Consider the following 25338-nt stretch of genomic DNA (forward strand, 5'->3'; position numbering starts at 1 on the left):
AATTTCCACAACGGATGGCGATGGAAAATATTGTTCCGTCTGGTGGAGTTTATTGTCTGTTAATGTGCTTTTACAATGGCAGAACTCGGAATTACTTATTTGCTGGTCCTCTTCTGTTCAGCTTCTGGATAACGGTCACCAACAATTTGAATCTTGATGATTTCTTCATTAATCTCCAGCATCTCTTGCTCAGTAAAGACGATATGAGATGATGCAACATTTTCGGAAATTCTGCTGACGTTTGTTGTCCCAGGAATAGGAACAACAAAGGACTTCTGGGAAAGAATCCATGCAAGTGCTATTTGTGCAGGGGTTACATTTCTCCGCTTAGCCAGTTTATTCAAAAAATCAATGATTACCTGATTTGCTTCCATTGCATCCTTGGTAAATCGAGGAAGTTCCCCTCGGTTGTCATTCTCGGTGAAGGATGTATTTTTGTCTATTTTCCCAGTGAGAAATCCACGTCCCAGAGGGCTATAGGCAACTAAGCCAATCCTTAATTCCTCGAGTACAGGAATAATGTTTCTCTCTACTTCTCGCCACCAAATCGAATACTCACTTTCCACCGCCGTTAGTGGTTCAACGCAGTGCGCACGGCGGATGGTTTCAGCACTTGCCTCTGATAATCCCCAGTGGAGGATTTTCCCATCTTTTTTTAGCTGTTGCATAGTCAACGCAACTTCTTCAATTGGAACCTTGGGGTCTACACGATGGATATAGTATAAATCGATATAATCCGTTCGCAATCTGTTTAAAGATCCTTCAACTGAGCGGATTATGGACTCTGGCCGGCTGTCAAGCTCATTTGTTGAACCAGAGATCTTAAAGCCGCCTTTTGTCGCAATCTGTACCATACTTCGGTGACCTGCAAGCGCCTCACCAACAAGCTCTTCATTTGTGTAAGGCCCATAAACTTCTGCTGTATCATACATGGTAATGCCAGCATCAATAGCGGAGTGCACGACCCGAATCATTTCATTACGGTCTTTTGCCGGACCCCGATGATAGTTTAGCCCCATACATCCAAATCCAAGCAACGAAGTCTCCAAGCCGTTGTTTCCCAATATTCTTTTCTTCATAACCTTTCCTTTCTTTAATCCGTATTTGTAAAATGAAATATTGAACTCAACCTATTGGTGATAAATAAAATAATGATTAAACAACCAGAATTGATTAATCAACTAGTGTTTATTATTATATAATTAGGACACGTAAATTCAATGGTTAAAGAAGCGTGATTTGTTGATATATCAACATAAAGAATCAAAATGTTAAGTATCTTAGAAGGTTTGGTGGGTAAACAATGGCTAAAGTGGATCGGAGAATTCTTAAAACGCAGGAAGCTTTGAAAAAAGCTGTTATTGAACTGATGACTGAAAAAAATTTCAATGATATAACCATTCAAGATATTGCAGACCGGGCAAACCTAAATCGTGGAACAATTTATCTTCATTTTCAAGACAAATTTGATTTATTGGATAAACTCATAGAAACACACCTGGGTGAATTAGGAGAGATGGACCAATGGGCTTGTGAGATGGATTGGAATGAGGCTCTTGTACCATATTTTGAATATTTCGAGAAAAATTATTTATTTTTTTCAACCATGTTGGCAAGTACAGGAGTGCCGTCAGCTTTTAGAACTCGGCTTCTTGCTTCTTTTATTGAAGGTTTCAAAGGTGAGATTGATAGAGAAAGCGGAAGAAATATGGATTTAATTGATGAAGTAATGCTGCAATATGCCGGTACTGCTTATGTAGGTATAATTGAATGGTGGATCAGAAACGGAATGCCCTATCCGCCTCGAGTAATGGCTGCACAAGTTGGGACCCTGCTAGGGAGAAGCCTTTAGCGAAGGCCTAATGGCCTCCGCTTTCTTCATGCATTAGTCCGTTGTGATAAACCATTCCGCTTCTTGTGAAGCCAGCAGCTTCCGCTGACCCTGAAATTCGTCGTAGATACTGATAACGATAAGGTTAGTGCATTTAAAGCAATATTTTCAAAAGCAACGATGTCAACCCCGTATCTCCCTACTCGAACTGAACTTTCACTATAAACACTTGCCATGCATACAGTTTCACCATGAAGTGTGATGCAATTAAATCCAGTACGATTTGTAGAGTTGCGTATTTCTTCCGTGTAAAAGCCACCAAAATATTCAGGACCAATTTGTTGAATAATACGCTTTATCGATGTTGATTTTCCTACCCGGGGTTTCCCGGTTAACAAAAAACATGGTTCCAACTTCTTCACTCTCCCTTTATTTCAACAAGAAAATATTCGTTATATGGATAGATTATCCTGCAACGTAAGAAAACGGCAAGCGCTTAATACAAGCACTTACCGTTTTGTACAAAGGATATAATAGTGATACGGCTCAGTTTACACGTTATAACGGTTAAATTTTTGACGTTCAATTAATACTCACGACTTGTTGCTTCCCAGTTAGATCTCATTTTTCTTCAGACAATCAATCATTTTATCGCACCACTCCCTACAGCTGCTCTCAAATAAAATCCCCATCTCAATAAGCGCAACTGACGAAAATAACGGATTCTCGCTGGTTAAGCGCTCATTCTGCTCACGTAATGCTGCAACTTTGACCCTATACTCCTTAATACGCTGATCATGCTCTTGCTTTCTATCTTCCATAATCCGTATCAAAACTTCTGGATCCACCAGCCACGAGTTGTACTGCATGAGGAGAAATTCATCCCAGTTCCCCGGCTCACTCGGCTTTATAACCCATTCCTTCAGGCGTTCGATCCCCATGTCCGTTATCTTATATACTTTCTTTGCAGGTCGGTACGATTCCCGTTCATACGATTGAAGTTGCACCAGACCTTCTGTTTCTAACTTAGAAAGTGCGGGATAGAGCTAGTTATTGCTAATTTTGTAGAAAAAGTTGATCCTGCCCTTCATCTGCTGTTTCATATCGTACCCGCTTAGCGGCTCACGCGCCAATAAACTTAGTAATACGGATTGAAAAAGGTAAATTTGAAAGCTGGTACACCGAATGGTATAAAACTGCTGAACGAATCCATGCTCTGGCTATCGACAGCTTGGAGCAAGGCCATCGGATCAATGCTAGAGAGTTCTATATGCGGGCCTCTAACTACTACCGCACCGCAGAATTTTTCCTGCACGGCAATCCGACCGATCCACGCATACTGGAAACTTGGGGGAAAAGCCGGAATACATTCCGCCAAGCGATTCAATTGATGGATACGTTAGTGGAACAAGTGGAAATTGCTTATGAAGGAACTTATTTGCCAGGGTATTTTTACCGTGTGGATGACTTGCAGCGGCCTACTTTAATGGTTCACGGGGGTTTTGATTCTACAGGCTGAAGGAACGAATAAGCCTGAACTATCATAGCCCGGAGGTTAAGCTTTCATGGGTCTATTGAAGGAGCATGAACGTCATCCTTTCGAAATACGCCAGACTAGTGATAAGTGTTTGGGCCTGCCGGGCACACTCGAGTACAAGGATAATGAAATGATTATACAAATGAAAAAAAGAAGGAAATGCCTCCCGATCGCGGCATTTCCTTCTTTGCTTTTATTGGTTTTCTTGGAATTGCTCCAGTAAACGGACCTTAATCTATTCGAGGTTTCTTCGAATGACTTCAAGAGTAGCGGATCAAACCTCCATTAACATGAACAACTTGACCTGTAACGTACATGGATTCATTTGCTGCCAGGTAAACGAAGGCTGGTGCTATCTCGAATGGTTGTGCCGCACGCCCAATCGGGCTGTCAGTGCCTAGAGTAGCTACATGTTCCTTGGAGTATGTACTCACATTAAGCGGCGTCCATGACGGACCCGGAGCGACCGCATTTACCCGGATCCATTTTTCCGCCAAAGACAGTGCCATACTGCGAGTAAAACTTACTATAGCACCTTTAGTTGCGGAGTAATCAATGACATTCTTATCTCCTTCGTAGGCGACTCTTGAGGTTGTACTGATTATGGAACTGCCTTTATCCAAATAAGGCAGAGCCGCTTTAGTCAAATAAAACAATGGGAATATATTGGTTCGAAACGTATTTTCGAGTTGTTCATTGGAAATGTCCATAATACTCCCCGTAAACGGTTGCACGGCAGCGTTATTGACTACGATGTCCAGTCTATGAAAATGATTGAGCGTTGCAGCTACGATATCCGGCGAACTGGCTGGATCGCGAAGATCTCGGGCCAGAAGCAGACAACGAGTTCCGAATTGCTCAACATACCTTTTGGTTTCCTCCGCATCGATATGTTCATTTAAATATACAATAGCCAAGTCGGCTCCTTCTTTAGCATAAGCAGCTGCTATTGCACGTCCGAATCCGCTATCCCCCCCGGTAATGATTGCAACCTTCCCTTTCAGCTTGCAGCTGCCAACATACCCCGGGTAATCGAAAATAGGACGCGGCACCATAAGATACTCCAGTCCAGGGACTTGATCCTGATGCTGCGGCGGAAATGCGATCGGTTCCTGTACTAATTTGGTTTGATAACCAAGGAAGGGATAGACTGGATAAGAGCATTGCAAGGTTTTCACCTCCGAATGATTGTTCAAGATGCTCGATCCGAGCCCCTTCTCAATCTATTCATGAGGAGTATGAAGTATGTTTATTGACAAAGGTGGTTATCTGCTCATAGTCACGCGAACGATGACACAGTCTGCACTTTCTACCATAGTTTGGACTTCGGAATTGCACAGTCGATACGTCCCGCGACTGTTCTGCTGTTCCACAGCAGGCCCGGGTGTTTTCAATAGAAGTTGCAACCTCCCCCTCTATTTCCGTGCGCCTTCATGTTGCCAACGTAGCGGGGTCGCTCTTCCTACCTTCCCCCCCAAAATCATACCAAGGGAGTTTATTGCTACTTCTAAATACATACTAGCTCGCATTCCTTAACAATATATGTTTTGTCCATATTATAAAATTTATCCGGTAGTTTTCTCGCTATCCTGCATTGCTCGTATTTAACAATGTAAGTGGGCAATGCTAGCAAAATCCACTAATTTTAAGCCCTTAGCACCAAATCTTATTTTAGTTATAGAGCACTCTGGAACCAAATTACTTTGTTCAATAATAAAATTCGGGTGTTTATTATTCAGCTCTTCTTGAGAAAATTCATTTAACAAAAAGTCTGTAATCAATCCACCGTGAGTCACGATAACAGTACTTTCCTTTGGATATTGAACTGATATTTCTAATAGGCATGAAGATAATCGCTCACCTGCCCTTCTTGCGGAATCTCCGCTGGGAGGCGAAAAGTCTCTTTCCTTTGTGCACCGATTCCACATTTCAACAAATTCTTGAAAGGTTTGTCCTGGTAAGTCTCCCCAATTAGCACGCTCACGTAAGCGAATATCCTCTATGATCGGTAATCTTGCAACATTTCCAATAATCTGAGCCGTCTGTTTTGCTCTGTTAAGTGGAATGCTGAATATTCTAGATATGGGTACTCTTTTAAAATGCTTTGCTGTCATATGTGATTGCTCTAATCCAGCAGCTGTAATGGCGACATCACCAACATCTTTTTCTTTGATAGCATGTCTAACAAGGTAAACATCTGTACTCACTTTCACCACTCCTCTCACGAAATTTTACAATTATCTAATTAGACATATATCTAATTAAATGTTACAATAATCTCAAGTTTTTAGAAAGACAAAAAATCAAACTATCCTGCGCATTCCGTATTAGTTTAATCACCGGGGAGGCTATCTCACTACAAAGCCGCCTAACAAAAGAGTATTTTCATCTTCCATAATTACCTCACTTGCTAAAAAAAGCGTTCACCCAGTAGAATGAACGCCTAATTACTATTTTAATTGTCTACTAACAACTTTTCACAACCCTATATATCTTCTTTCAGCTCTAACAAATCCCATAGGTTACCATATAAATCTTTAAATACTGCAACGATTCCATACGATTGTTCTTTTGGTTCTCTCACAAATTCAATTCCTCTTAAGACCATTTCATTATAATCTCTCCCAAAAATCATCCGTGTTTAAAAACAGAAAAACTCTACCACCTCCAGCTTTTCCCCTGTCCCATACTGAGCGTGCCCTTCAGACCTTTTCAATTGTAGACGTTAAATTCTCTCACGGACCACCAATTGGTGCCCGTACCGGTTTGCACAACTTTGATGTATCGGGCAGTCTTTGACGCGAAGTTGACAGTAATTAGCGGAGCTGTGCCTGTGCCGCTCGCAATCGCACTTCCCCAATTGGTACCGTCGCTGGAGACAAACACCTGGTATCCCCGGGCATAGTCATTATTGTTGCCAGTGCAGTCTATGGTGAGCTTGTTGAAGGTTTTCGACGCGTTCATGTCGACGATAAAATATTGTCCTGGGACCATGTCCGTGCCTGTTGTCCAGCGGGAGTTTGTGTTGCCATCCAGCATGTTGGCAGGGGTACTGTTCACTGGCGAGGTAGTTGCTGTCCAGCCGGTGCGGTCCAGTGCCGTGCTGCTGGCGGCTTTTGTATACGCACGTACGTAATCAATATAAAATTTTTGCGGTAAAGCGGAGTCATCTGGGCTTGTTTTACCTGTAAACGGTGTATTGGGTCCGCCAATTGCGAGATTGAGCATCAAATAAAATTTTTGATCGAACGGTGCCGGATAGGGAGCGGAAGGCGTAAACCAATTTGTTTTCGTTGAATAGAGCACATCGTCTACATACCATCGGATCGCGCCTTCCTCCCACTCAACTGCAAAGGTGTGATACGCATCCGCAAAAGATTGGCCGCTGGGCAGTAAGTAACTTGCTCCGGAATACGTATTGTTCGGCCAATCGTTTCCATAGTGGATGGTACCGGACACTTTGTCCATCTGGTCTCCGCGATTTTCCATCATATCGATCTCGCCGCTCTTCGGCCAGCCGCCGTAAACGGCATCCGTCGAAAGCATCCAAATCGCCGGCCACATGCCCCTTCCTTGAGGAAGTTTGGCGCGAATCTCAAAACGCCCATATTTCCAATCACCTTTATTCTTGGAAATTAATTTTGCGGACGTGTACGATTGTCCACTATAATTCTCCTTTTTCGCTGCGATGACAAGCGATCCGTTTTCCTGGTACGAATTGTCTCTTCGGCTGGTATAGTATTCAAGCTCGCTATTGCCGAATCCACCGCCTTGGTCGATGAGACTCCACTTTGTGGAATCTGGGGCCGAGCCATTCGTTCCGTTGAATTCGTCGGACCAGACCAGCTGCCAGTTGTCGGTAGGAGCAGATAAAGCGGAATAAGCGGGAAGCAGGCTCAAACCTAGTAACAGTAAGAGTGTAGACGAAAAATGTTTTTTCATAGTTGAATACCTCCAATTTCCTAAGTTGGTAGGGCCTATTCACAAGCAACAAGGGGAGTGAAAGTTGTTATCACTCCCCCAAACTTGCAACTCCTTATCCGTTATAAACGTTAAACTCTCTCACGGACCACCAATTAGTGGCATTAGCAGTTTGCACAACTTTGATGTATCGGGCGGTCTTCGATGCGAAGTTGACGGTAATTAGCGGAGCTGTGCCCGTGCCGCTCGCAATCGCGCTCCCCCAGTTGGTTCCGTCGTTGGAGACAAACACCTGGTATCCCCTGGCATAGTCATTATTGTTGCCAGTGCAGTCTATGGTGAGCTTGCTGAAGGTTTTCGAAGCGTTCATGTCGACGATAAAATATTGTCCTGGCACCATGTCCGTCCCAGTCGTCCAGCGGGTGGTCGTATTGCCATCCAGCATGTTGGCAGGGGTACTGTTTACCGGAGAGGTAGTCGCCGTCCAGCCAGTACGGTCGAGCACCGTTCCGCCTGCCGCCTGCGTTATAGCGGTGGCTGTGTTACTGGCTGCTGAAATGTTGCCAGCCGCATCTTTCGCTTTTACGGTGTAGCTGTATGTCGTCGAGGCAGTCAGCCCCGTATCGCTGTACGAATTCGATGTGGAACTGCCGACTAGCGTACCGTTCCGGTAAATATCATATCCACTTACACCCACGTTGTCCGTCGAGGCGGTCCAACTGAGGTTGATCTGGCTGCTCGAAACGGCTGTCGCCGTCAGGTTTGCCGGAACGCTAGGCGGCTGGGTATCGCCCGTGCCGCTGCCTTGGAATTCGGCAACGGTCTGTCTCATGGCGGCACTAGGTGAATTAGCGTACACGCGCCCACCAGTATCGTTGATGATGTGAGTAATTTCGCTGCCTGCCATTCCGGATAACCAGATGTCAGTCATATGGTGAACTTTGACACCTGTCACGTTGGGCACTTCGATCGCATTGTTAAGCTTGACCGCCGCGTCCCTGAAGAAGGAATATACGCCAAGCCCCCAGGGTTCATGCGTGGTTACCGTATCTGCCACCTTGTAGGAAGGATATCCGTTTTCCGTTCCATTCTTGCTCATCCACGAAGACTGGTTAGGCACGTCGTAAGGAATTTCGGACTGATAGAAATAGGTTCTTCCGCCGTTGCCGTTCCACAGTGTCTGATATTTGTTGTGATGCTCAACGAACAAACCGTAAATGGTGACATTATTTCCGTTGACTACAAGTCCGTAATTGGACACGTTAACCGCCCAACCGGTTCCTGTGCCGTGGTCGGCTCGCCAAATCCAAAAATGATCGCCGATGACGTTGTTGCTGTTGATCTTCAGGTCGGTATCTGCCAGGCCTGCTCCGGCGCCGCCTACTCGGAAGAAAAGATCCTGTAGGGAGGTCGGGTTGGAGGAGTGGTTCAACGAACTGCCAGTAGGTCCGACTTCCAACAACGAAGGTGAATTAGACGGGCCGGCATCGAACAATATTCCCGAGATATTCACGCCGTCCACATCGGAAACGGACATCGCAATTTTCCCGTTATCGGGAATCAGGGTCGGCATGCCGATGCCCAATACGACGGTGTTGGCATTTGTAATACGAATGGTATCGTTCAGGTGGAAAATGCCAGGCACAAACAGGAGGTGCTTACCTTGGCTGAGCGCCGAGTTGATGCTGGCTGCTGTGGCCGTTTCAGGACGAGCGATATAGAATTGATCGATGGAGATGGATGTGCCCGGTGTCGATCCACTTGCCCAGCTTACGCCTTTGGCGTTCGTCCGAAGCGATGGGACAAAAACGCTGTACTGCCCAGAGCTGTTGATGTAAAGATATGGTTTCTCGCGAACGATGGGTGTACTATCGACGATTGTGTAAGGAGGATCTGGGAAAGTAGCCGCTGGTGGCGTAGTGTCTCCAATCATCACTGTGTTCCAGACGGAGCCTCCCCATGATGCATACTGGTCATTCCGGTTAAACCATTGCTGCTGCGAGGCGGGAGTGATTTTATTACTTATGATGGAATCGGCCATGTAGCCACCGCTAGCCCAACCGGCATTAAAGTTCGAGTCAAAGTCGAACAACTCAAGATTGCCTTGAACTTGCAAGCGCCTCATAGGTGCCGCCTGCGAAACCGCCCATCGCATCTTGCCGCTTGACGGCGTAACCTTCAGATTCTCGATCGAGCGCCAAAAGTTCTGTGTCGCGTTGCCGTTAGCCCATTTAGCGTCTACGTTGAGTCCGCCTGTAATATTCACGTCTCCGGGATTCTGTCCCAGCCCGCCAATATGTGTATAGAAACCTTCCCGAATATTTACATTGTAGGTTCCGGGCTTGAAGAGCATCGCGTATCTCTGTGTACCGAACTGATTAGTTTCCTGTGTGTTGAAAATGTTAGTTGCCACACTCTCAATGTCGGTGGCGGGCATCGTTGGATCGAAGACGTAAACATTCGGACCGAATATCGTAGTATTCGCGTCACTGATGGATACCGCTCCGGCGGCACCGGAAAAAGCGGTCAATAAACTCGTAGCCATGGCCATAACAGAGACAGCCGATAGGACTTTTTTGATCATAACTTCGTATTCCTCCTCTATTGAATCAAGTTACAGTTCGTTTACTCTCTCTCCTTTGCAAATCTTTTTCTGAATAAGATCCCTAAACTTGAATTTGGGCAGTTCCCAAAACATAACCACCTCCTTTTCAATTTAAAATCGTAATCCTGTCCATGAAGATCACATGAAAGCGTTACCAAAAAGGCGCAAGACGGTGGATAGTAAAGGTTCTTGTCTGTACTAAGGTACGATTCCACACGTCCTTACTTTGAAGTATAATGAAAAGCATTATCCCATATAAGAAAATAAATTGACCATTTTTAATACTTTTTTAACCAATTAGTGGAAATTGCTACGCTTATATAAACAAAGAGCGGGCTTCAGCTCCCCGCTCCTTCGTATTGACTCAATCCTTTTCTAAATATAGCTATGCCTAAAACCACGCAGTAAATTGCAGCCAACGGAGTCAGCAATCCTATCCAGCCCCAGCTCATTTTGTCGAACAAGTAGGCCGCTGGAAAAAAGCTTACAAATGCATACGGAAGTATCAAGGAGAAAAATAACTGTACACCAAACGAATAGATCGTAATAGGAAATTTGGCGAATTCGGCCAAGCTGCTGACCATCATCGGCAATGAATTATTAGGGGCATGTGTCCAGAAAACAAGCGAATTGGATATAAGGTTAATTGCGGTACGCGTAACCATGGCTGAGATAAATAATACGAATCCTATCAGCGCCTTATCCCAAGTCCACTCGATATGAACATAGCGAAGTGCATTTACAAGCATAATACCTCCTACCACCATGTTGCCTAAACCGTTCATTCCGACAGCACCACTAAGCACCTGAAGCACCGGCGATATGGGGCGGAGCAGCATTCGATCCAATTCTCCCGAGTTGACCAGAAAACCAATCCGCCATGTCCCTTCAAAAAAGAACTGAGAAACGCCTGTCGTAAAATTAATGATCGCATAAATAAAAATTACTTCCCAGAAATCCCAACCGTGGATTTGCGGTATTTTTTGATAGATGACCCAAATAAAAATGAGTCCCATCGCCTGCGTCAAACCTGCTGCAATAACGAGTAGCAGGAAGTCCGCCTGATATTCCAATATGGCTTTCAATTGCTGGCTCATCAGCCGCATATATAAGTACATCGATCGACTTATCTTCCTCTTCAACCGGCCACCTCTTTCCCTTTTCAGCTTCGTTACCTCTTAGCCACCGTGTATCGTCACTTTTTTCACCGCTATGTTCCACAGCAGTTTACCAAGCAGCCATAACACCACGCCCCATATTAGCTGGACCGCGACCATTCGAACAGCTTCCATGGAAGAAGCCTGACCCAAATAGATCGAAGCCGGAATGTGAACGATCCCCTGAAACGGAAGCAGCAGACAAAGCGATTTCAACCAATCAGGGAAAAATGCCAAAGGAGCCAATGCACCTGAGAGCAGGTTGGTGATAGCTGCTCTCGCCAGTGAAATACCGTAGAAGCTATCTGTCCAAAAGCAGCATAAGCCCGCGAGATAGACGACTCCAAATTTTACAAGCAGCGCGGCAAGCAAGCTTATTGCAAATAATATCCAGGCCGTGAAGCCTACAGGCATCTGAACTCCTGAGAACAAGGCGAGTACCAAGATGGTCAGCACAATGGTCACCGTTCCTTCAAATAAGCTCGTCCCCAACGTTTCAGAGAAGCGTGCCTTTTGAAAGTCCAACGGCTTCAACAAATCCAAGGAAACGCTGCCATCGCGTATTTTCCCAGCAATACGGCCCTCCGAAGTAAAGGACAAAACTGAATTTGATATAAACGTTATTAATAAATACGCTTTCATAGCTTCCCAAGTAAACCCGCCTACCTCTGTTCTCTCCGCGTAAATCGCTTTCCACAAATACATCATGGATACAAGGAGGAGAAGGCTGCCTACAATATTGATGATAAATGAACTTCGGTAGGCGATGCTGTTTTGCATAGACATTTGGGCTAGTGACACATATTTTCTAATCATTCGCCACCATCGCTTTCGGCCGCTCCGCATCCGTTAATACAAGCTCCCCTTCATAAACCCTGCGAATCACGTGCTCGATCTTCGGCTCATCGATGCGGAAGTCAATCACTTCACCCAATCGCATGACACGGCTCACTACTTCGCTGGCTGATACCTCAAACCGGTCAAAGCGAATCGCAATATGCTGACCGTCCTTCTGTTCTACGAAGACTCCTGGCCAGTCGGTTAACAGATGTTCATTGCCCGATAGCGGCTGACTCAGCTGGAAGTGAATCGTCCTTTCCCGCGCAAAGGCATCCTTGACAGCCTGAAGGCTCCCATCATAGATGATCCTTCCTTGATCGATAATAACAAGCCTGCGGCAAATATCCTCGATGTCCTCCAAATCATGCGTCGTTAAAATAATCGTCGTTCCCTGTTCGCGGTTCATTTGCTTAATAAACTCTCGAATCTTCACTTTCACTGCAATATCCAAGCCGATGGTCGGTTCGTCTAAATAGACAATTCGAGGGTTGTGCAGCAGAGCAGCAGCTAAATCCGCTCTCATCCGTTGTCCCAGCGATAGTTTGCGGGTAGGTAGATGCAGAAATTCATCCAGCGAGAGCAGCTCCGTAAAACGATCCATATTGTACCGATAAACCGCATCCGGAACTTCGTAAATATCTTTGAGCAGCGCAAAGGATTCTACGATCGGAAGATCGAACCACAACTGTGTTCGTTGGCCGAATACAGCCCCGATGGTTCTCGCATTGTCCGTTCTTTGCTTATGGGGAACCACGCCATCAACCATAACACTGCCGGATGTCGGTACCAAAATACCTGAGAGCATCTTGATCGTAGTCGATTTACCAGCTCCATTAGGTCCTACATAAGCTACGGCTTCCCCTGCTTCAATACTCAGGCTGATGCCGTTTACCGCCTGCTTCTCTCTGTATTCCTGGGTAAACATGTGTTTAACCGCACCTACTAAACCGGGAGCTTTGACCGCTTGCCGAAATGTTTTGGTTAGATCCTGTACTTCAATTAGACTCATCCGTTCACCTGCCATTCTTATTTGGCTTACCAAATACTTGGTAATTTTCCATACTACAGAATAATACCTTAAGGATGGATATTTCGACAATCACTATTTTATTTTAAAAAAGGAATGGTCACTCTACGTAAATTGCCATCGTAACGATCTAACGTAATAGAAGTCCAACTTCCGTAATGGGGTCAAGCAGGGATTGCCTTCGCCGCTAGTTTAATCTTTCCTCCTCCATAATCCCCCAGAACAGGGGGTAAATCCACTCCTTGTATAAAAGGAAGTATGTTTTGAATCGTATGTCAATGTTACAATCTCTAACCCAACACGTTCTGCCTCTTGCAGTAATTTCCTAACTAAGGATTCGCCAATTCCTTTTTTCTGAAATTCCGGATGCACAATTATGTCTTCCATGTATCCATGCTGCAACCCCATCCCAGCAACATAGCCGAAGGCTATAAGCTTATTTTCCTCATCTCTGAGACCAGCCCAAAAGTTACATCGTTCAAATAATGTTGGATAATCTGAATATCTGCCGTCCCAGCCAACAATTTCCCTCAAATTGGGAACTTCATCCGCTGCTATTGGCAGATTAATTACAATTTCCTGCTTCAATGTATTATTCTCCTTTATTTTTTCTAAATTTGTTCTACACGATCTTGAAACTATCCTGCTGAGCGTTACTTCAACGGGAATAGGTTGCTGCTGCCAGGTTATTGCGCTATCGTTCCCAGTTAACGGAATATTCGATTCTAATTCCAATCTTCGAAATGTTCTGTTACAAAACGAATCTCACTCTCATAGTGCGCCAAGTGACCCTCATCAACCATTTTTTGAAAGGCTGGATTCCCGTCGGCGGCACCATTTCCCAACGTATCACAAAGTACTTTCAAACGTTGAGTAATCCACTGTCGCAAATTATTAGGGACTGGAGTTCCATAAGATTCAAAAACCAAATGAATTCGCCGACGGCGCTCCGCAGCGTGTATTTCATATTGGTATGCTACAGTTTTTCCAGAAGAATGGTCAGGTGAGAAACTCGCAAGCGGAACCGATGTGTAAAGGAAGTACGCAATGTCCCACATACGCGGAGCTGGGCCTGCCATGTCAAAATCAATCAGCGCCACAGGAGACCCCTTTTGAAAGACAACATTATACAAGGCTGCGTCATTATGACAGATCACTTCGTGTTCGGCATCATTGGCATAGCTAAGCTGCCATCTGTCCTCTGTATTAGGAATGAACCCTTTAGTTGCATCATGGAAACGGCGCAAAAGGCGTGCCAAACCCATAAGCGTTTCGTCCGACCACATGTACGGTTCAAGGTTTGGATAATTGTTTCCTGGAACTTCCCCTGAAATATAAGTCAATATTTCACGTCCAGAGTCATCAATTCCTAGAAATCTTGGTGCTCCCTCAAAGCCTTGTGTTTCCAAATGTTTAAGTAGTTCATGAATATTCGTGCTCCAATAACCTATGGGGCGGCGAACAGTGTTGGCCATACGGACTATGTGATTTATATTACCGCCTCTTAACACTTCTTCCTGAGTCACTAGGTCTCGTTCCTCTCTTTCTGAGCGCTATCGTTTTCCGTTAATTCAAACGTACTGAAGAACCCAAGTCTTTATTTGAGCCGCTACATCAGCTACGTCGGCAATCGTAGTATCAACAATCGGCATTGGTGGGGTATATGCCTTATCCGCATTTTCAAGCAACCATTTTGCAAATTTCTTGTAGTCCTGAATCATTTCTTCTGGCCAATTTCTTGCACGTAATCGTCTCTCACGAGTTTCATCATCACAATGTAAATTTAGGTAATATATATGCTTAAAATAAGGAAAGTCAATGCATTTTTCAATATCCCAAGTCATTGCTGTTCCGCATATAATTGTCATACGTCTGCTTTCAGCTATATTTCTCGCAACTCGAAGCCAAACGTTTCTTATTTGCTGCTCATCTGAAATACCAATCTCGCGAAGATTATCGATATCAAAGATATTAAAATCAGGCAATACTCTTCGCAGTTCATTAATAACGTAGGTTTTCCCCGATCCACTAGAACCTGTTACGATAAATAGGGGTATCTTTTGCTCTGATATTGAAATAATTTCATTAACCATTTACAACCCCACCTTAGATTAAGATAAACATCTTCGATTTATCTTATATACGTAGTCAAACAATAACAAGAGAATCTATTGTTATAGCCAAATTTAACCAAGTGAATTGAACTCTGCTTCCCTCTAGCTTAATACAAAAAAGGAGCAGCTGCCGCGGCGTAACTGCTCCTTAAGTCGCACTCATATCCTCTAACTCTCTTTCATCCATCAACAAAATCGAAAAAGATGAAATCCTGCGAACAGGATGTATACATCAAATGAATAAAGCAGGCCGCCGCGGCGCCTGCCTTATTTGTCTGTCAGTATGAAGCTTACTTTCTGCAATAGCACCTTCATCGGTACTTTCTTCTGTTCTTTTCATATATAAAAACTAGAAAACATTTATCCGTCGGAGAATTCGATTTAAGCTGTCATAAATAATAATGTTTCCTGCATTATCGATCGTAAATAAGGGATTCCCCCCTATGTTTAATGCACTTGGACCCTCTACCTGATAGGCTATGGATTCTTCATTTTCGATTTTATAATTAACCGCAGGCGGCTCATACGTTTGTGTTTTAGGATCAAATAAACCTTTGTTATACGTTAAATTATCAATATTTACATACTCCTCTAAATTTCCAGAAACATCAACTCGATATATTTTTTTTGCGTCGGATATGTAGAAATATCCATTCCGCGTTGCGGCTCCCGTAATTTGACCCAAATGAAGCTTAGCCACCTCACTAACCGTGCCATCCAAGTTAATCTTGCTGATTTTTTTGTTTTCTTTATCCAGTACATAAATGTTGTCATCCATGTTCACAGAAACATAATTCCCTTGCTTATCGGGTAGGCGTCCAATTACTTTAGTTTCACTTGGCGACTGGAAGTCGTATAACTTCCCCAAAAATGTATTGCTGTAGTAAAAATGCTCTTGATCCAAAAACGAGATGAAATTATTTTCTTCATTCATGGAACTATCTAAATTGTACGTCACCATCTTCACTTCTGGCAGTACCTCATAAATGACTGTTGCTTCTTCGATATAGGTTTCCGATGCCTGTGCAATCAAATACAGCTTGCTATTTAAACTATTGTAATACAGCTTTTTGGGAGTGATGTTGTTAGACGGAACACGTTGCATAATGCCCCTTGAATCTTTATATTGTATGTTAAATTTACCATCAATGAATGTAGTTTTCTGGATGTTTCTCCCATCCCCCTCCTTTTGATTATATGACAAAATGCCATATCGGTAATTGTAATATTTCTCATTGACATCAATCATGTACACATTGTTATTTGAGTCTGAAATGATATCTCTAATTTTAACATAGTTTGATTCTGCACTGGGCAGCGCTATCGATAAATTATCTACAGTAGGTTTGTCTCGCTTTGTCTGAACTGCGACAGGTTGAATGGCTTTACTAGTGATCGTAATCGCCAGCGTGGCACTGTCGAACGAAACCTTCTGATCCATATTTTCAGAAATAAATCGAAGGGGCACCATTGTCGTGTTATTGATAATGGTCGCAGGCTGCTCCAATGCAGTTGAGACTCCGTTTATCCTAGCATCCTTACTGTCGATGGTCAGAGTGATCGCAGTTTTGGCCGTAGACAATGTAATGGTCCGCGTAAGTTCATCCCATTTCACTGCAGTCCCCAGAGACTCAGCAACAAAGCGAAGCGGCACCATTGTCACGTTATTCATTAAAGTAGGCGGTGCCGCAAGCGTCTGGTTTTGACCATTGACTGTAACAACTTGCTCATTTAGTCTTAGCTTCATCTCATGATGATTCGCGATTGCTGTTGAGCCCACTGCAAAAGCAGGCTGAATAGATAGGAAAAAGCAACTTACACCAAGTACTATATGCTTTCCGAAGTTTTTAATCATCATGGTTTTCTTCCTCATTTTCTACAATTATTCGGGCAAATTACACTTCCAAATTTATTTTATTCCACACAACATTCCAATTCCCTTTTACCTTCATTTAGTTTACTTTAGTTTACAAAAGAAACGGCAGCCGATCATCTGGCCGGCTGCCGTCATGTCTTCATTCACTATAGTTTCTCGATAGCTAAGGATTTTCCCTACGATTCCCTATGCTTGTAACCGTCAACGATTAAATCCAGCTTTCCTGTTTCCGGGTCGATGACAAGGCCATGAACTGGAATATTTTTGGGCAGGAGGGGATGGTTCTTGACCGTTTGCACGCTTCCTTTGACAGAATCTTCCACACTATCGAAACCGTGCAGCCACTGTTGCAAATTAATTCCGGAACTTTCGAGGGTGTCGATCGTTTCGGATGATATGCCGTTCTCCTTCATTTTATTAATGGTTTCGCCAGGGTCAATACAGCTCATCCCACAATCATGATGTCCGACCACAAACACTTCATCGGCATTTAATTCATATACAGCGACAACAATGCTACGCATAACGCTTCCAAATGGATGCAAAACAATCGCTCCAGCATCTTTAATGATTTTCGAATTTCCATCCTTAATATTTAATGCTTTAGGAAGAAGCTCGGTAAGCCTTGAGTCCATACAAGTTACAACAACCATCTTTCTATCTTTGAATCTAGATGTTTTATATTTTTCAAATTCCTTCTTCTCTACAAACTCCGAGTTAAATTGTAACATATCATAAAGTCGGTCCAAGCTTTTCACCTCAATTTTTTCTTGTTATCTTATAATCTTATCATAACTTACGAAGTACCCTCAACATATCAATCTTTATTTTAACTATTGTATTAAGAACCCGTCTGTATGGTGATGTTTGAGATCAGGGCTCTACGCTCTTTCACCAACAAATATTTTTCGTCGATCATAAGCAAAAATAATCATCGCTGCGCCCAAAATCGCACAAATCATATACATAAACGAGTAGGAAGTAACGTCAGCGATCGGGCCCATCACAACACCGCCAAGCGACATGCCCAAATCAGCTGTCGCAATGAATAAACCAATCAGCATGTTACGGCTCATCTGAGGTAGCACAAAACTCAGATAGGTGGTTAATGCCGGATATAGAAGCGCTTGAGCAGTTCCCATGAGTACTGCGCCTGTGTAGAAAAAAATGGTCCCTCCTTCCAGTGAATAACTGACACACTGAGCCGCTACTGCCAGAGTGCACATAACGCCCATAATAAATAACGAATGCCATCGCCCGTCAGACGGGATTTTTTTTCTTAAAGCAAAGCGAGCCACGACCACGACCCCCGCCTGAAGCATGAGATAGACGCCGGCGCTGCCGTTTTCCAACTGCGCCGCGTACAGCGGCAGGAAGTTCGTAATTGCACCGAAAACACTCGAAGCAACGAGCATCAATAAACCGCATTTAAACAGATACGGATTTTTGATTAACTGCCCCAATGACTTTATGACTCCAAATCCAGGCACCTCCCGCGTTTCAGTAGTCCCCTTCAATTCTGTTGCCATGGGGATACTATAGCCGAATACGGCGGTACAAATTGCAATGGCGATTAGCAGCAGTGTGAAATAGTTCATTCCCCCCGTTTGCCAGATGCCGATTGCCAGAACGGGTCCAAGAATACCGGGCATATAGGTAAATAAAGAATAGAGCGATATCCCCTGCGAACGATCCTTTTCCGGAAGGGCGTCGATAATACCGATTTGCAAAGTCATAGAAAAAAATGCTGTTGAACAGCCTTGGAGTATCCGTGCAATCAAGTAGCCTTCCAAGCCACTACATGTATACAGCAGCAGTGCAAAACCGTTAATAATAAGAATAATTCGCAAAATTTTCAACGGCCCTCGTCGTTTGATGATCTCTCCAGCCCATGGACGAAATAGCATGGCAGTGCACATATATGCCCCCATGATCCATCCAATCACCGTATTGCTGGCTCCCAGCGCTTCTCCGCGCAGCGGAATGATGACATTTAATATGGCATTGGCGCTGAAAAAGAGAAGAGCAAGCGTGTATAAACGCACAAATGGCCAGGACAATGCTCCAGTCAAAGCCTCCTCCTCCTACTTTAAAACGTAATGTGCTTCTTCAACAAACTTTTTGCATAGTCGGATTGAACATATTTTAAATATTCTGTCCTCACGATTTCTTCAATCTGCCCATCTTTAAAAATTATGATTCTCTCACAAAGATAAGCAGCCGCTTGAATATCATGGGTGATAAAGAGATAACTCGTTCCGTAATTTTCCTTTAACTCTTTTAATAGATCAAGCACTTGCATCTGGACAGAGACATCAAGCGAACTGATGGCCTCATCCAGTACGATATATTTGGGCTGGGTAGATAAGGCTCTGGCGATACACACGCGCTGAACCTCTCCACCCGATAACTCATGCGGATATTGGGTCCGATAGCTCGTGTTCAAGCCGACTTGTTTCAATAAGGAGTCAAGCTTCCTTTGTTTCTCGGAAAGACAACCGTTTCGCAGGTTCAGCGGCTCCATTATCGCCTGTTCAACGGTATAATACGGATTCAGAGACGACGTATAGTCTTGAAAAACCACGCTGATCTGACCGGCTCTGACCGTTTTATCTGAAACGTCCCTTCCTTCAAACTGAACAATCCCGTGATCTGGCTTCTCGATGCCTGCAATCAAACGCCCTAATGTTGATTTTCCGCTTCCGCTTTCTCCAATAATTCCCAGGCATTCACCGTGTTTGCATGTAAAACTGACATTCTTCACAATTGGCTGCTTCTCTTTCGAAAAAAAACTATTTTTTCGATAAGCCTTGGAAACACGCTCAACGACTAGCAATCTCTACCCTCTCCTCTATCACAAGCTTTTTGAAATGAGCGCTCAGTGCCAATCGGGAAGAAATTAGATATTGCGTATAGGGATGCTGCGCTTCCGTAAAAACAGCTTGGGTTCGACCTCTTTCAATGATGGCTCCGTCCTTCATGACCAGCACTTCATCTGCAACTTTCTGGACAACCGCGAAATCATGAGAAATTACAATCATGGAACAGCCAGTTCGCTCTCGCATGTGAATCAATTGTTCAACCACTTCGAATTGCGAAATGGCATCAAGCGCTGATGTCGGTTCATCGGCGATGACGACCTCAGGCTCCAGGACTAGCGATAAAGCAATCATCATCCGCTGAAGCATCCCTCCCGACAGCTCGTGCGGGTATTTATTTAAATTCTCGGCAGGGTTCTTCAGCATGACGCTTGCCATCGCACGGATGATGTGTTCTTCACTTTCTTTCCGATTCCAGCCAAAATGCTGGGCAAGCGTTTCTCTCATGTGAACACCGATCACACAGGATGGATCAAACGCGCGCATCCCATTTTGAACAATCATGCAGAGCTGCTTGCCTCTTCTCTTTCTCATTTCCTTCGCTGAAAGTTTCAAGATATTCTCACCATTCAAATGAATGGCACCGGATTGACGAATCCACGGTTTGTTCAGCCTCATAATGGCTCGACAGGTCATCGACTTTCCGCTGCCGCTTTCACCTACAATGGACAGACAGCTTCCCTGTTTCAACTGAAAAGAACTGTCAGCTACAAGTAGTTCATTGGTGTTAGCATCCCATACATTCAGATGCTCAACTTTCAGCACATTCATCGTTTAAATCGTCACCTCTTTGGCCTGCAGCTTTTTAGGTGAAGTGCCTAATTGGGGGTCCAGCGCAACCTGAAGCGCATCCGACAAGAAATTAAAGGCCGAAACGATGATCATAATGGCCAGCCCCGGCGCAAGCATGAGCTGAGGCTTTGAGAACATTACGCTTCTCGCCTCGCTCAGCATCATCCCCCATTCTGCATGTGGCGCTTGAATTCCTAATCCTAGAAAGGAGAAGCCGGACATTTGCAAAATCATCGAGCACATCGCACTGCTTGCAATCACTGCAATATCGGAACAGGCAGCCGGAACAATATGTCTATAAATAATTCTCAGATTGCTAATACCTGTTACTTTGGCAAATTTCACATAGTCCAGTTCCGCATACTGCATAACGGAAGCTCGAATCACTCGTGCGAACCATGCCCATTTCATGATAACAAAGGCAATCAGTATATTTGCTAACCCTGTGCCTAGGATCCCAACAATCGCCAATGTCATGACATAGCCGGGAAAAGAAAGCATGATATCGCAAATTCTCATAATCAGGGCATCTGTTTTCCCTTTAAAATAGCCTGCCATGAGTCCCAGAATAGCTCCAATCTGCAAAGCTGCGAACAAAGCAACGGCAACCCACAGCACACTGGGGCGAATTCCGTATATTAATCTGGATAAAATACATCTTCCCAAGTGGTCGTTTCCTAGCAGAAAGCTCCAAGATAGACCGGCATAACGAAGATTCATATTGACCTCTTCTGGGTCATGCGGCGCAAATAGCGGCGCGCATAATCCGACAATTATCGTTCCTATAATTACGACAGAAGAAAGCATGGCAAGTTTATCTTTTGCTAAGCGCTGTGCAACCTTCATGACATATTGTTCCTTAATCTCGGGTTCATGGCAGCATTAATGAGATCCGCAATGGTATTAAATCCGACGAAAGCTACTCCCAAAATCAGAACGTAGGCTTGAATTACCGGGAAATCCCTTCCCATAATTGACTTAACGCTCAAGCTTCCTAATCCGGGCCAGGCAAAAACATTTTCTATGACGACCGTACCTCCAAGTATCGTAGGTATCGCCATACAAAATATCGAAACGACGACTTGCAAGGAATTTCTGACGATATGCTTGGTGATGACAATCTCTGACAAGCCGCAGGCCCTGCCATAGAGCACATAATCTTCATTAAGGTTATTCAGTATGGCGCTCCTGACGTTTCTGAAGTAAATGCCGGCGTAACTGATTGAGATCACCGAGACCGGCAGGATATAGCTCCGGTAGGATTCCATACCGCTTGTCGGCAGCAAATCCATTTTCACAGCCCAATACCAGATAAGCAGCGAACCTAGCCAGTAGGCAGGCATTGCTGTTACAAAAAAAGCCAAGCCTCTAATTGATTTATCCACCCATGTACCTTCTTTCATCGCACAAACGACACCTAGAAGGAGTGATCCTACAATGATGACGACAGAGGCAACGAAAGTGAGTTTTAACGTATTTAGAAAAGCTGGGCCTATTAACGAGCTAACAGGTTTTCCTGTCAAATAGGACTTGCCGAAATCCAAGTGCAAACAGGCAGTAAGCCAGTGTATATAACGGATGAAAAATGGCCTGTCAAGCCCCAATTCACCTTTCGTTTGGGCGATAAGCTCATGTGTAATTTGGGGAATATCTCTTGCATGCAGCACGGCTTCGACGGGATCCAACGGTGAAAGATTAAGCAGTACAAACGTTACGAATGAAATGACCAACAATAGTGGAATGGTTAGGAACAGTCTTCTCATCGCATACCTTCCCATAGAAATCTCCTTTGTCTAAAACACGAATCAAACCAGAATGTTATTCAAAATGCATTTGTTCAAATGGTAGTTCAAATTGCGTTTGTTTGAACGCGATGCTTTTTAGATTTTTGGGTGCTACCACGGTTACACGACCATTGGTGAGCGGTATGAACACGGCTTCATCGTGTACAATTTTCATAATATCGGCGTACAGCGATGTTCTGCTGTTCTCATCCGTGGACAATGTCACTTCATTAATTTTTTTGTACAATTCATCGGCTTTTGCAATACCTTTTGTTGTATACAAATAGGATGATTCCGTCGTAAACGCAGCTATCGTGCTCTGAGGATCATAAGCCAGTCCCCATGTCTGATTGAACAGTAAATCGTAATCGCCTGTCGCTCTTCTTTTGGCAATTGAAGTTGAATCCTCTCCAACAATAACTAGCTGGATCCCGATATTTTTGAGTGAATTTTGAATAAATTCAGCTTGCGTTTTTTGAGAAGACGAATTGCTGTCGTAATACATGCTAATGGCCAGCTTCTTGCCATTTTTCATTCTGACGGAAGTTCCGCTTTCTGACTCCCAGCCTGCTTGCTGCAAGTTCTTTTTGGCTGCTTCAGGATCATGTCCGCGCTGCTTCAACTCCACATTCGCATAATTGACATTCGAGGAAAAAAGTGAATTAGCGGGAGACTCCGTGCTGTTAAAAATATTTTTGCTTATGCTCTGCCGGTCAATGGCATACCAGATGGCTTCGCGCACGGCCGTTTCACTAACTGCACTATCGGTTTTGCTGCTATTGGCCACGAGCATCTTCGTATTCATCGATTCGCTTCGAACCAATTGATAATTGCCTAAAACCGCTAATTGATTCATGGCATCGACGTCGATGCTATCTGTGCCCCGATCATCTGTGAACACAAAGTTGATTTCACCTTTTTGTAAAGCCAACAAGGTTGTTTCTCCAGATGGAAGCACTTTTGCCGTAATTTTCTTGATTTTGGGCTCACCGCCCCAGTAACTTGGATTGGCTTCAAAGGTGGCATATTCATTGGTTTTATGCGCAGTCAACTTATATGGCCCCGTACCGTTGTAGCCGCTTACCCCATCCTTCGTGCTCCCATTTACAAAGTCATTGGGGGATAGAAAGACATAAGGTCTGGTCATGGATAATTCGAGCAAAGCCGGAGCATAAGGCTCGGACAACACCAATTTGAACGTATTGTCATCTATCGCTTCGCTTTTCACAATTTTCGTTGAGAACTTAATCCAAGCATGCTTGCTCGCATTCGCCTGAACGGCGTCGAAATTTTGTTTCACGGCTTTGGCATTAAAAGGTTCTCCATCGTGAAACGCAACATTTTTACGAAGATGAAACGTGTATTCTTTGTGATCTGCGGAGATGTCCCATGATTCTGCCAGAGCAGGTTTGATGCCGTCTTTCGTGTTTTCAACCAAGGATTCGAATACCATTCCTTGAGCGGACATAGCGCCTGTATATAGATGAGGATTCATATCGTTGATATCTTTGGGCGTTGCATATATAAGTGCTATATCCTTTTTATTAGCCGCTTCTTGGACTGCTGCAGCCGATGTTGCTTCCTTGTTGCTGCTGCAGCCTGCCAGCGTCAGAACAAACACGATGACTATCTGCAGCATAACGATTCTTCTTTTACTCACTAGAATTCCTCCTGCATCTCTTTATTGATTTCACTGCATATTCGCTGTATATCCTCATTGAAACTTTGAGTGGCAAAGGCAGCCGACTGCTTGAGCTTTTGATGAAAACCAGCTGCTTCAACTAATTTTCGCTCATATGTATGAAGAAACTTGTCAATGGTTGGACATGGTAAACCGAGGTGTGTCATCATGCCTTGGATAATTTTGATGCGGTAATAGTCTTCTTTCGGCATGCGGGGGATGTCCAGTTCCCCTTCCTTATTCATAAATATGTTCCTAAATGGAACTGCCGAAAAATCGAAATATTTGCCGTCTTCATTCGGTTCAGAGAAGGGATCAATGAGCAGCGAAGTATAGCGGATGTACAATAAATATTCTTGATGAATCGTCTCAAAGTGGCTGAAGTTTTCGATATCATCACGGGACAAGCTTCCCAGTCTGACGGGATAATTGTCATCTGTCATGAATTGAAGCAGATTTAGCCGTTTAATCCGCAAAGCATCCAGCATGTTCATAATTTCTTTCCATTGCGCTAGCATATCTCGGATCAAATATTGTGTGATAGGACCTTCGGGATACATCTTATAGACATATTTCTGAATAGGAGAATCGCCGAATATGGCATCCAATGAAAATTCATTCATGAACAGTGCCGGGTGAACATACAAAGAGATATTTCTTGATTCAGCCTCAATAGGCGTTTCCATCCGCTCAAGCACAATGCCGGATCGTTCAAATATTTGTCTGAGTACTTCGAGATTGTCAGAAGCAGTCCAGGTGGAGCCTGCAAAAATTTTCTTCTTCACGGCTGTTGTAAGAACATGATGATGGGCGCTCTCAGGTATCCATCTTGTATCGCCAAAATAGGTGGAGAAACTGATGATTTCAACCGCTGTGTCTAATTGTTTCATATAATTGCGGACTAGACTGTTTGAACCAAGCGTAGGCGAAATTAATACGATGCATTTGACGCCTTTCAAAACATCACGGCTCACCTGTTGCAACACTTCGATGTAAGCATCTGTCGTTATGGCCAGAATCAACGTATCCCACTCGCCGGTTATCGTGCCGAAGTCTTGGAATAGTTGATCGATAAGACACTCGCCTTCCATCTCTCGATGATTATCATTCTGGACGCTTACTCGAACCCTCTGATTGCTCTGTTTAAGCGCCGAATATAATTGTTCGGAGCGCGCGGACGCTCTTCCGGCGATTCCCAATCGGCAAGAAAGCTGCTTGTTTAAGCATACAGCGAGCTGAATCGTTGCAGGGCCTGTGCCCAGCAGCAAAATTTGCTTGAAATTGCTCATAGCTG

At 44.1% G+C, this 25338-nt stretch carries 24 protein-coding genes and 2 pseudogenes; 2 read left to right on the forward strand and 24 right to left on the reverse strand.

From position 1 onward, the window contains the following. Positions 1 to 95: 95 nt before the first annotated feature. Positions 96 to 1079: an aldo/keto reductase gene (locus HQN90_RS07470; protein WP_173217164.1), complete on the reverse strand. Its 984-nt coding sequence runs from the start codon at positions 1077 to 1079 to the stop codon at positions 96 to 98. Between the two features lie 224 nt (positions 1080 to 1303). Here HQN90_RS07470 and HQN90_RS07475 point away from each other — a divergent pair, with 224 nt between their 5' ends. After that, on the forward strand, positions 1304 to 1852 hold the full coding sequence (locus HQN90_RS07475) for a TetR/AcrR family transcriptional regulator (protein ID WP_173217165.1): 549 nt from the start codon (positions 1304 to 1306) through the stop codon (positions 1850 to 1852). A gap of 26 nt (positions 1853 to 1878) precedes the next feature. On the opposite strand, the gene HQN90_RS39870 is transcribed toward HQN90_RS07475, so the two are convergent. The 3 genes and pseudogenes from HQN90_RS39870 to HQN90_RS39270 all read right to left on the reverse strand — a co-directional run. After that, entirely contained in the window at positions 1879 to 2253 is a 375-nt protein-coding gene (locus HQN90_RS39870) for a nucleoside-triphosphatase (RefSeq protein WP_420851033.1), read from the reverse strand. A 192-nt stretch (positions 2254 to 2445) separates the two neighbouring features. Further along, on the reverse strand, positions 2446 to 2772 hold the full coding sequence (locus HQN90_RS07485) for a virulence activator alpha C-terminal domain-containing protein (RefSeq protein ID WP_275942537.1): 327 nt from the start codon (positions 2770 to 2772) through the stop codon (positions 2446 to 2448). Continuing rightward, positions 2761 to 2865 (reverse strand): annotated as a pseudogene (locus HQN90_RS39270) (PadR family transcriptional regulator); the annotation flags it as partial. The gene HQN90_RS07485 and the pseudogene HQN90_RS39270, both read right to left, overlap by 12 nt. A 236-nt stretch (positions 2866 to 3101) precedes the next feature. Here HQN90_RS39270 and HQN90_RS07490 point away from each other — a divergent pair. Next, positions 3102 to 3350 (forward strand): hypothetical protein, encoded by a 249-nt coding sequence (locus HQN90_RS07490; protein WP_216855243.1) that lies wholly within the window; start codon positions 3102 to 3104, stop codon positions 3348 to 3350. A gap of 278 nt (positions 3351 to 3628) precedes the next feature. Here the strand turns inward: HQN90_RS07490 and HQN90_RS07495 are convergent, their stop codons facing one another. The 20 genes and pseudogenes from HQN90_RS07495 to HQN90_RS07590 all read right to left on the reverse strand — a co-directional run bounded on the left by HQN90_RS07495 (position 3629) and on the right by HQN90_RS07590 (position 25333). Continuing rightward, positions 3629 to 4564, reverse strand: a complete 936-nt coding sequence (locus HQN90_RS07495) for an SDR family oxidoreductase (RefSeq protein ID WP_246362134.1) — start codon at positions 4562 to 4564, stop codon at positions 3629 to 3631. A gap of 408 nt (positions 4565 to 4972) precedes the next feature. Beyond that, positions 4973 to 5575 carry a histidine phosphatase family protein gene (locus tag HQN90_RS07500; RefSeq protein WP_173217168.1) on the reverse strand — a complete coding sequence of 201 codons (603 nt, stop codon included), beginning with the start codon at positions 5573 to 5575 and terminating at the stop codon, positions 4973 to 4975. 278 nt (positions 5576 to 5853) lie between these two features. Beyond that, positions 5854 to 6046 (reverse strand): annotated as a pseudogene (locus tag HQN90_RS07505) (VOC family protein); the annotation flags it as partial. A gap of 34 nt (positions 6047 to 6080) precedes the next feature. Continuing rightward, positions 6081 to 7310 (reverse strand): family 16 glycosylhydrolase, encoded by a 1230-nt coding sequence (locus HQN90_RS38585; RefSeq protein WP_246362135.1) that lies wholly within the window; start codon positions 7308 to 7310, stop codon positions 6081 to 6083. Positions 7311 to 7404: 94 nt separating this feature from the next. Continuing rightward, entirely contained in the window at positions 7405 to 9873 is a 2469-nt protein-coding gene (locus HQN90_RS07515; protein WP_173217169.1) for a discoidin domain-containing protein, read from the reverse strand. A 359-nt stretch (positions 9874 to 10232) separates the two neighbouring features. Beyond that, complete coding sequence (locus HQN90_RS07520) at positions 10233 to 11036, reverse strand: ABC transporter permease (protein WP_246362137.1); 804 nt, start codon at positions 11034 to 11036, stop codon at positions 10233 to 10235. Positions 11037 to 11072: 36 nt separating this feature from the next. Further along, the gene (locus HQN90_RS07525) at positions 11073 to 11867 is read right to left on the reverse strand and encodes an ABC transporter permease (RefSeq protein WP_173217170.1); all 795 of its coding nucleotides are present in this window, start codon (positions 11865 to 11867) and stop codon (positions 11073 to 11075) included. Beyond that, positions 11860 to 12900 carry an ABC transporter ATP-binding protein gene (locus HQN90_RS07530; RefSeq protein WP_173217171.1) on the reverse strand — a complete coding sequence of 347 codons (1041 nt, stop codon included), beginning with the start codon at positions 12898 to 12900 and terminating at the stop codon, positions 11860 to 11862. Before HQN90_RS07530 ends, HQN90_RS07525 begins: the two co-directional genes overlap by 8 nt. A 210-nt stretch (positions 12901 to 13110) precedes the next feature. Next, positions 13111 to 13506 (reverse strand): GNAT family N-acetyltransferase, encoded by a 396-nt coding sequence (locus tag HQN90_RS07535; RefSeq protein WP_173217172.1) that lies wholly within the window; start codon positions 13504 to 13506, stop codon positions 13111 to 13113. Between the two features lie 137 nt (positions 13507 to 13643). Further along, the gene (locus HQN90_RS07540) at positions 13644 to 14444 is read right to left on the reverse strand and encodes an aminoglycoside phosphotransferase family protein (protein WP_338042291.1); all 801 of its coding nucleotides are present in this window, start codon (positions 14442 to 14444) and stop codon (positions 13644 to 13646) included. Positions 14445 to 14489: 45 nt separating this feature from the next. Continuing rightward, entirely contained in the window at positions 14490 to 15011 is a 522-nt protein-coding gene (locus tag HQN90_RS07545) for an AAA family ATPase (RefSeq protein ID WP_173217173.1), read from the reverse strand. Between the two features lie 370 nt (positions 15012 to 15381). Continuing rightward, positions 15382 to 16890 (reverse strand): stalk domain-containing protein, encoded by a 1509-nt coding sequence (locus HQN90_RS07550; RefSeq protein ID WP_173217174.1) that lies wholly within the window; start codon positions 16888 to 16890, stop codon positions 15382 to 15384. 194 nt (positions 16891 to 17084) lie between these two features. Next, positions 17085 to 17657, reverse strand: a complete 573-nt coding sequence (locus HQN90_RS07555; RefSeq protein ID WP_173217429.1) for a beta-class carbonic anhydrase — start codon at positions 17655 to 17657, stop codon at positions 17085 to 17087. A gap of 132 nt (positions 17658 to 17789) precedes the next feature. Further along, positions 17790 to 18980: a staphylopine family metallophore export MFS transporter CntE gene (cntE, locus tag HQN90_RS07560; RefSeq protein WP_173217175.1), complete on the reverse strand. Its 1191-nt coding sequence runs from the start codon at positions 18978 to 18980 to the stop codon at positions 17790 to 17792. 17 nt (positions 18981 to 18997) lie between these two features. Then, complete coding sequence (locus HQN90_RS07565; protein WP_173217176.1) at positions 18998 to 19744, reverse strand: ABC transporter ATP-binding protein; 747 nt, start codon at positions 19742 to 19744, stop codon at positions 18998 to 19000. Next, complete coding sequence (cntD, locus tag HQN90_RS07570) at positions 19731 to 20558, reverse strand: staphylopine uptake ABC transporter ATP-binding protein CntD (protein WP_173217177.1); 828 nt, start codon at positions 20556 to 20558, stop codon at positions 19731 to 19733. The genes HQN90_RS07565 and cntD overlap by 14 nt, the downstream gene beginning before the upstream one ends. A 3-nt stretch (positions 20559 to 20561) precedes the next feature. Next, complete coding sequence (gene cntC, locus HQN90_RS07575) at positions 20562 to 21425, reverse strand: staphylopine uptake ABC transporter permease subunit CntC (protein WP_173217178.1); 864 nt, start codon at positions 21423 to 21425, stop codon at positions 20562 to 20564. Further along, positions 21422 to 22357 (reverse strand): nickel/cobalt ABC transporter permease, encoded by a 936-nt coding sequence (opp1B, locus tag HQN90_RS07580; protein ID WP_173217179.1) that lies wholly within the window; start codon positions 22355 to 22357, stop codon positions 21422 to 21424. The genes cntC and opp1B overlap by 4 nt, the downstream gene beginning before the upstream one ends. 40 nt (positions 22358 to 22397) lie before the next feature. Continuing rightward, positions 22398 to 24023 carry a staphylopine-dependent metal ABC transporter substrate-binding lipoprotein gene (gene cntA / locus HQN90_RS07585; protein WP_420851034.1) on the reverse strand — a complete coding sequence of 542 codons (1626 nt, stop codon included), beginning with the start codon at positions 24021 to 24023 and terminating at the stop codon, positions 22398 to 22400. Beyond that, positions 24023 to 25333, reverse strand: coding sequence for an opine metallophore biosynthesis dehydrogenase (locus HQN90_RS07590; protein WP_173217180.1), 1311 nt, complete (start codon positions 25331 to 25333; stop codon positions 24023 to 24025). Before HQN90_RS07590 ends, cntA begins: the two co-directional genes overlap by 1 nt. Positions 25334 to 25338 lie beyond the last annotated feature (5 nt).

It is taken from the genome of Paenibacillus alba, from assembly GCF_013204855.1.
GTDB lineage: Bacteria > Bacillota > Bacilli > Paenibacillales > NBRC-103111 > Paenibacillus_E > Paenibacillus_E alba.

Excerpts from the sequence above, each read along its gene's own strand:
- HQN90_RS07475 (WP_173217165.1), top strand. The coding sequence starts at position 1,304 with ATGGCTAAAGTGGATCGGAGAATTCTTAAAACGCAGGAAGCTTTGAAA.
- cntC (WP_173217178.1), bottom strand. The coding sequence starts at position 21,425 with ATGAAGGTTGCACAGCGCTTAGCAAAAGATAAACTTGCCATGCTTTCT.
- HQN90_RS07550 (WP_173217174.1), bottom strand. The coding sequence starts at position 16,890 with ATGATGATTAAAAACTTCGGAAAGCATATAGTACTTGGTGTAAGTTGC.
- HQN90_RS07490 (WP_216855243.1), top strand. The coding sequence starts at position 3,102 with ATGCGGGCCTCTAACTACTACCGCACCGCAGAATTTTTCCTGCACGGC.
- cntD (WP_173217177.1), bottom strand. The coding sequence starts at position 20,558 with ATGAATGTGCTGAAAGTTGAGCATCTGAATGTATGGGATGCTAACACC.
- HQN90_RS07590 (WP_173217180.1), bottom strand. The coding sequence starts at position 25,333 with ATGAGCAATTTCAAGCAAATTTTGCTGCTGGGCACAGGCCCTGCAACG.
- HQN90_RS07470 (WP_173217164.1), bottom strand. The coding sequence starts at position 1,079 with ATGAAGAAAAGAATATTGGGAAACAACGGCTTGGAGACTTCGTTGCTT.
- HQN90_RS07525 (WP_173217170.1), bottom strand. The coding sequence starts at position 11,867 with ATGATTAGAAAATATGTGTCACTAGCCCAAATGTCTATGCAAAACAGC.
- opp1B (WP_173217179.1), bottom strand. The coding sequence starts at position 22,357 with ATGGGAAGGTATGCGATGAGAAGACTGTTCCTAACCATTCCACTATTG.
- HQN90_RS07485 (WP_275942537.1), bottom strand. The coding sequence starts at position 2,772 with ATGGGGATCGAACGCCTGAAGGAATGGGTTATAAAGCCGAGTGAGCCG.
- HQN90_RS07530 (WP_173217171.1), bottom strand. The coding sequence starts at position 12,900 with ATGAGTCTAATTGAAGTACAGGATCTAACCAAAACATTTCGGCAAGCG.
- HQN90_RS38585 (WP_246362135.1), bottom strand. The coding sequence starts at position 7,310 with ATGAAAAAACATTTTTCGTCTACACTCTTACTGTTACTAGGTTTGAGC.
- HQN90_RS07515 (WP_173217169.1), bottom strand. The coding sequence starts at position 9,873 with ATGATCAAAAAAGTCCTATCGGCTGTCTCTGTTATGGCCATGGCTACG.
- HQN90_RS07545 (WP_173217173.1), bottom strand. The coding sequence starts at position 15,011 with ATGGTTAATGAAATTATTTCAATATCAGAGCAAAAGATACCCCTATTT.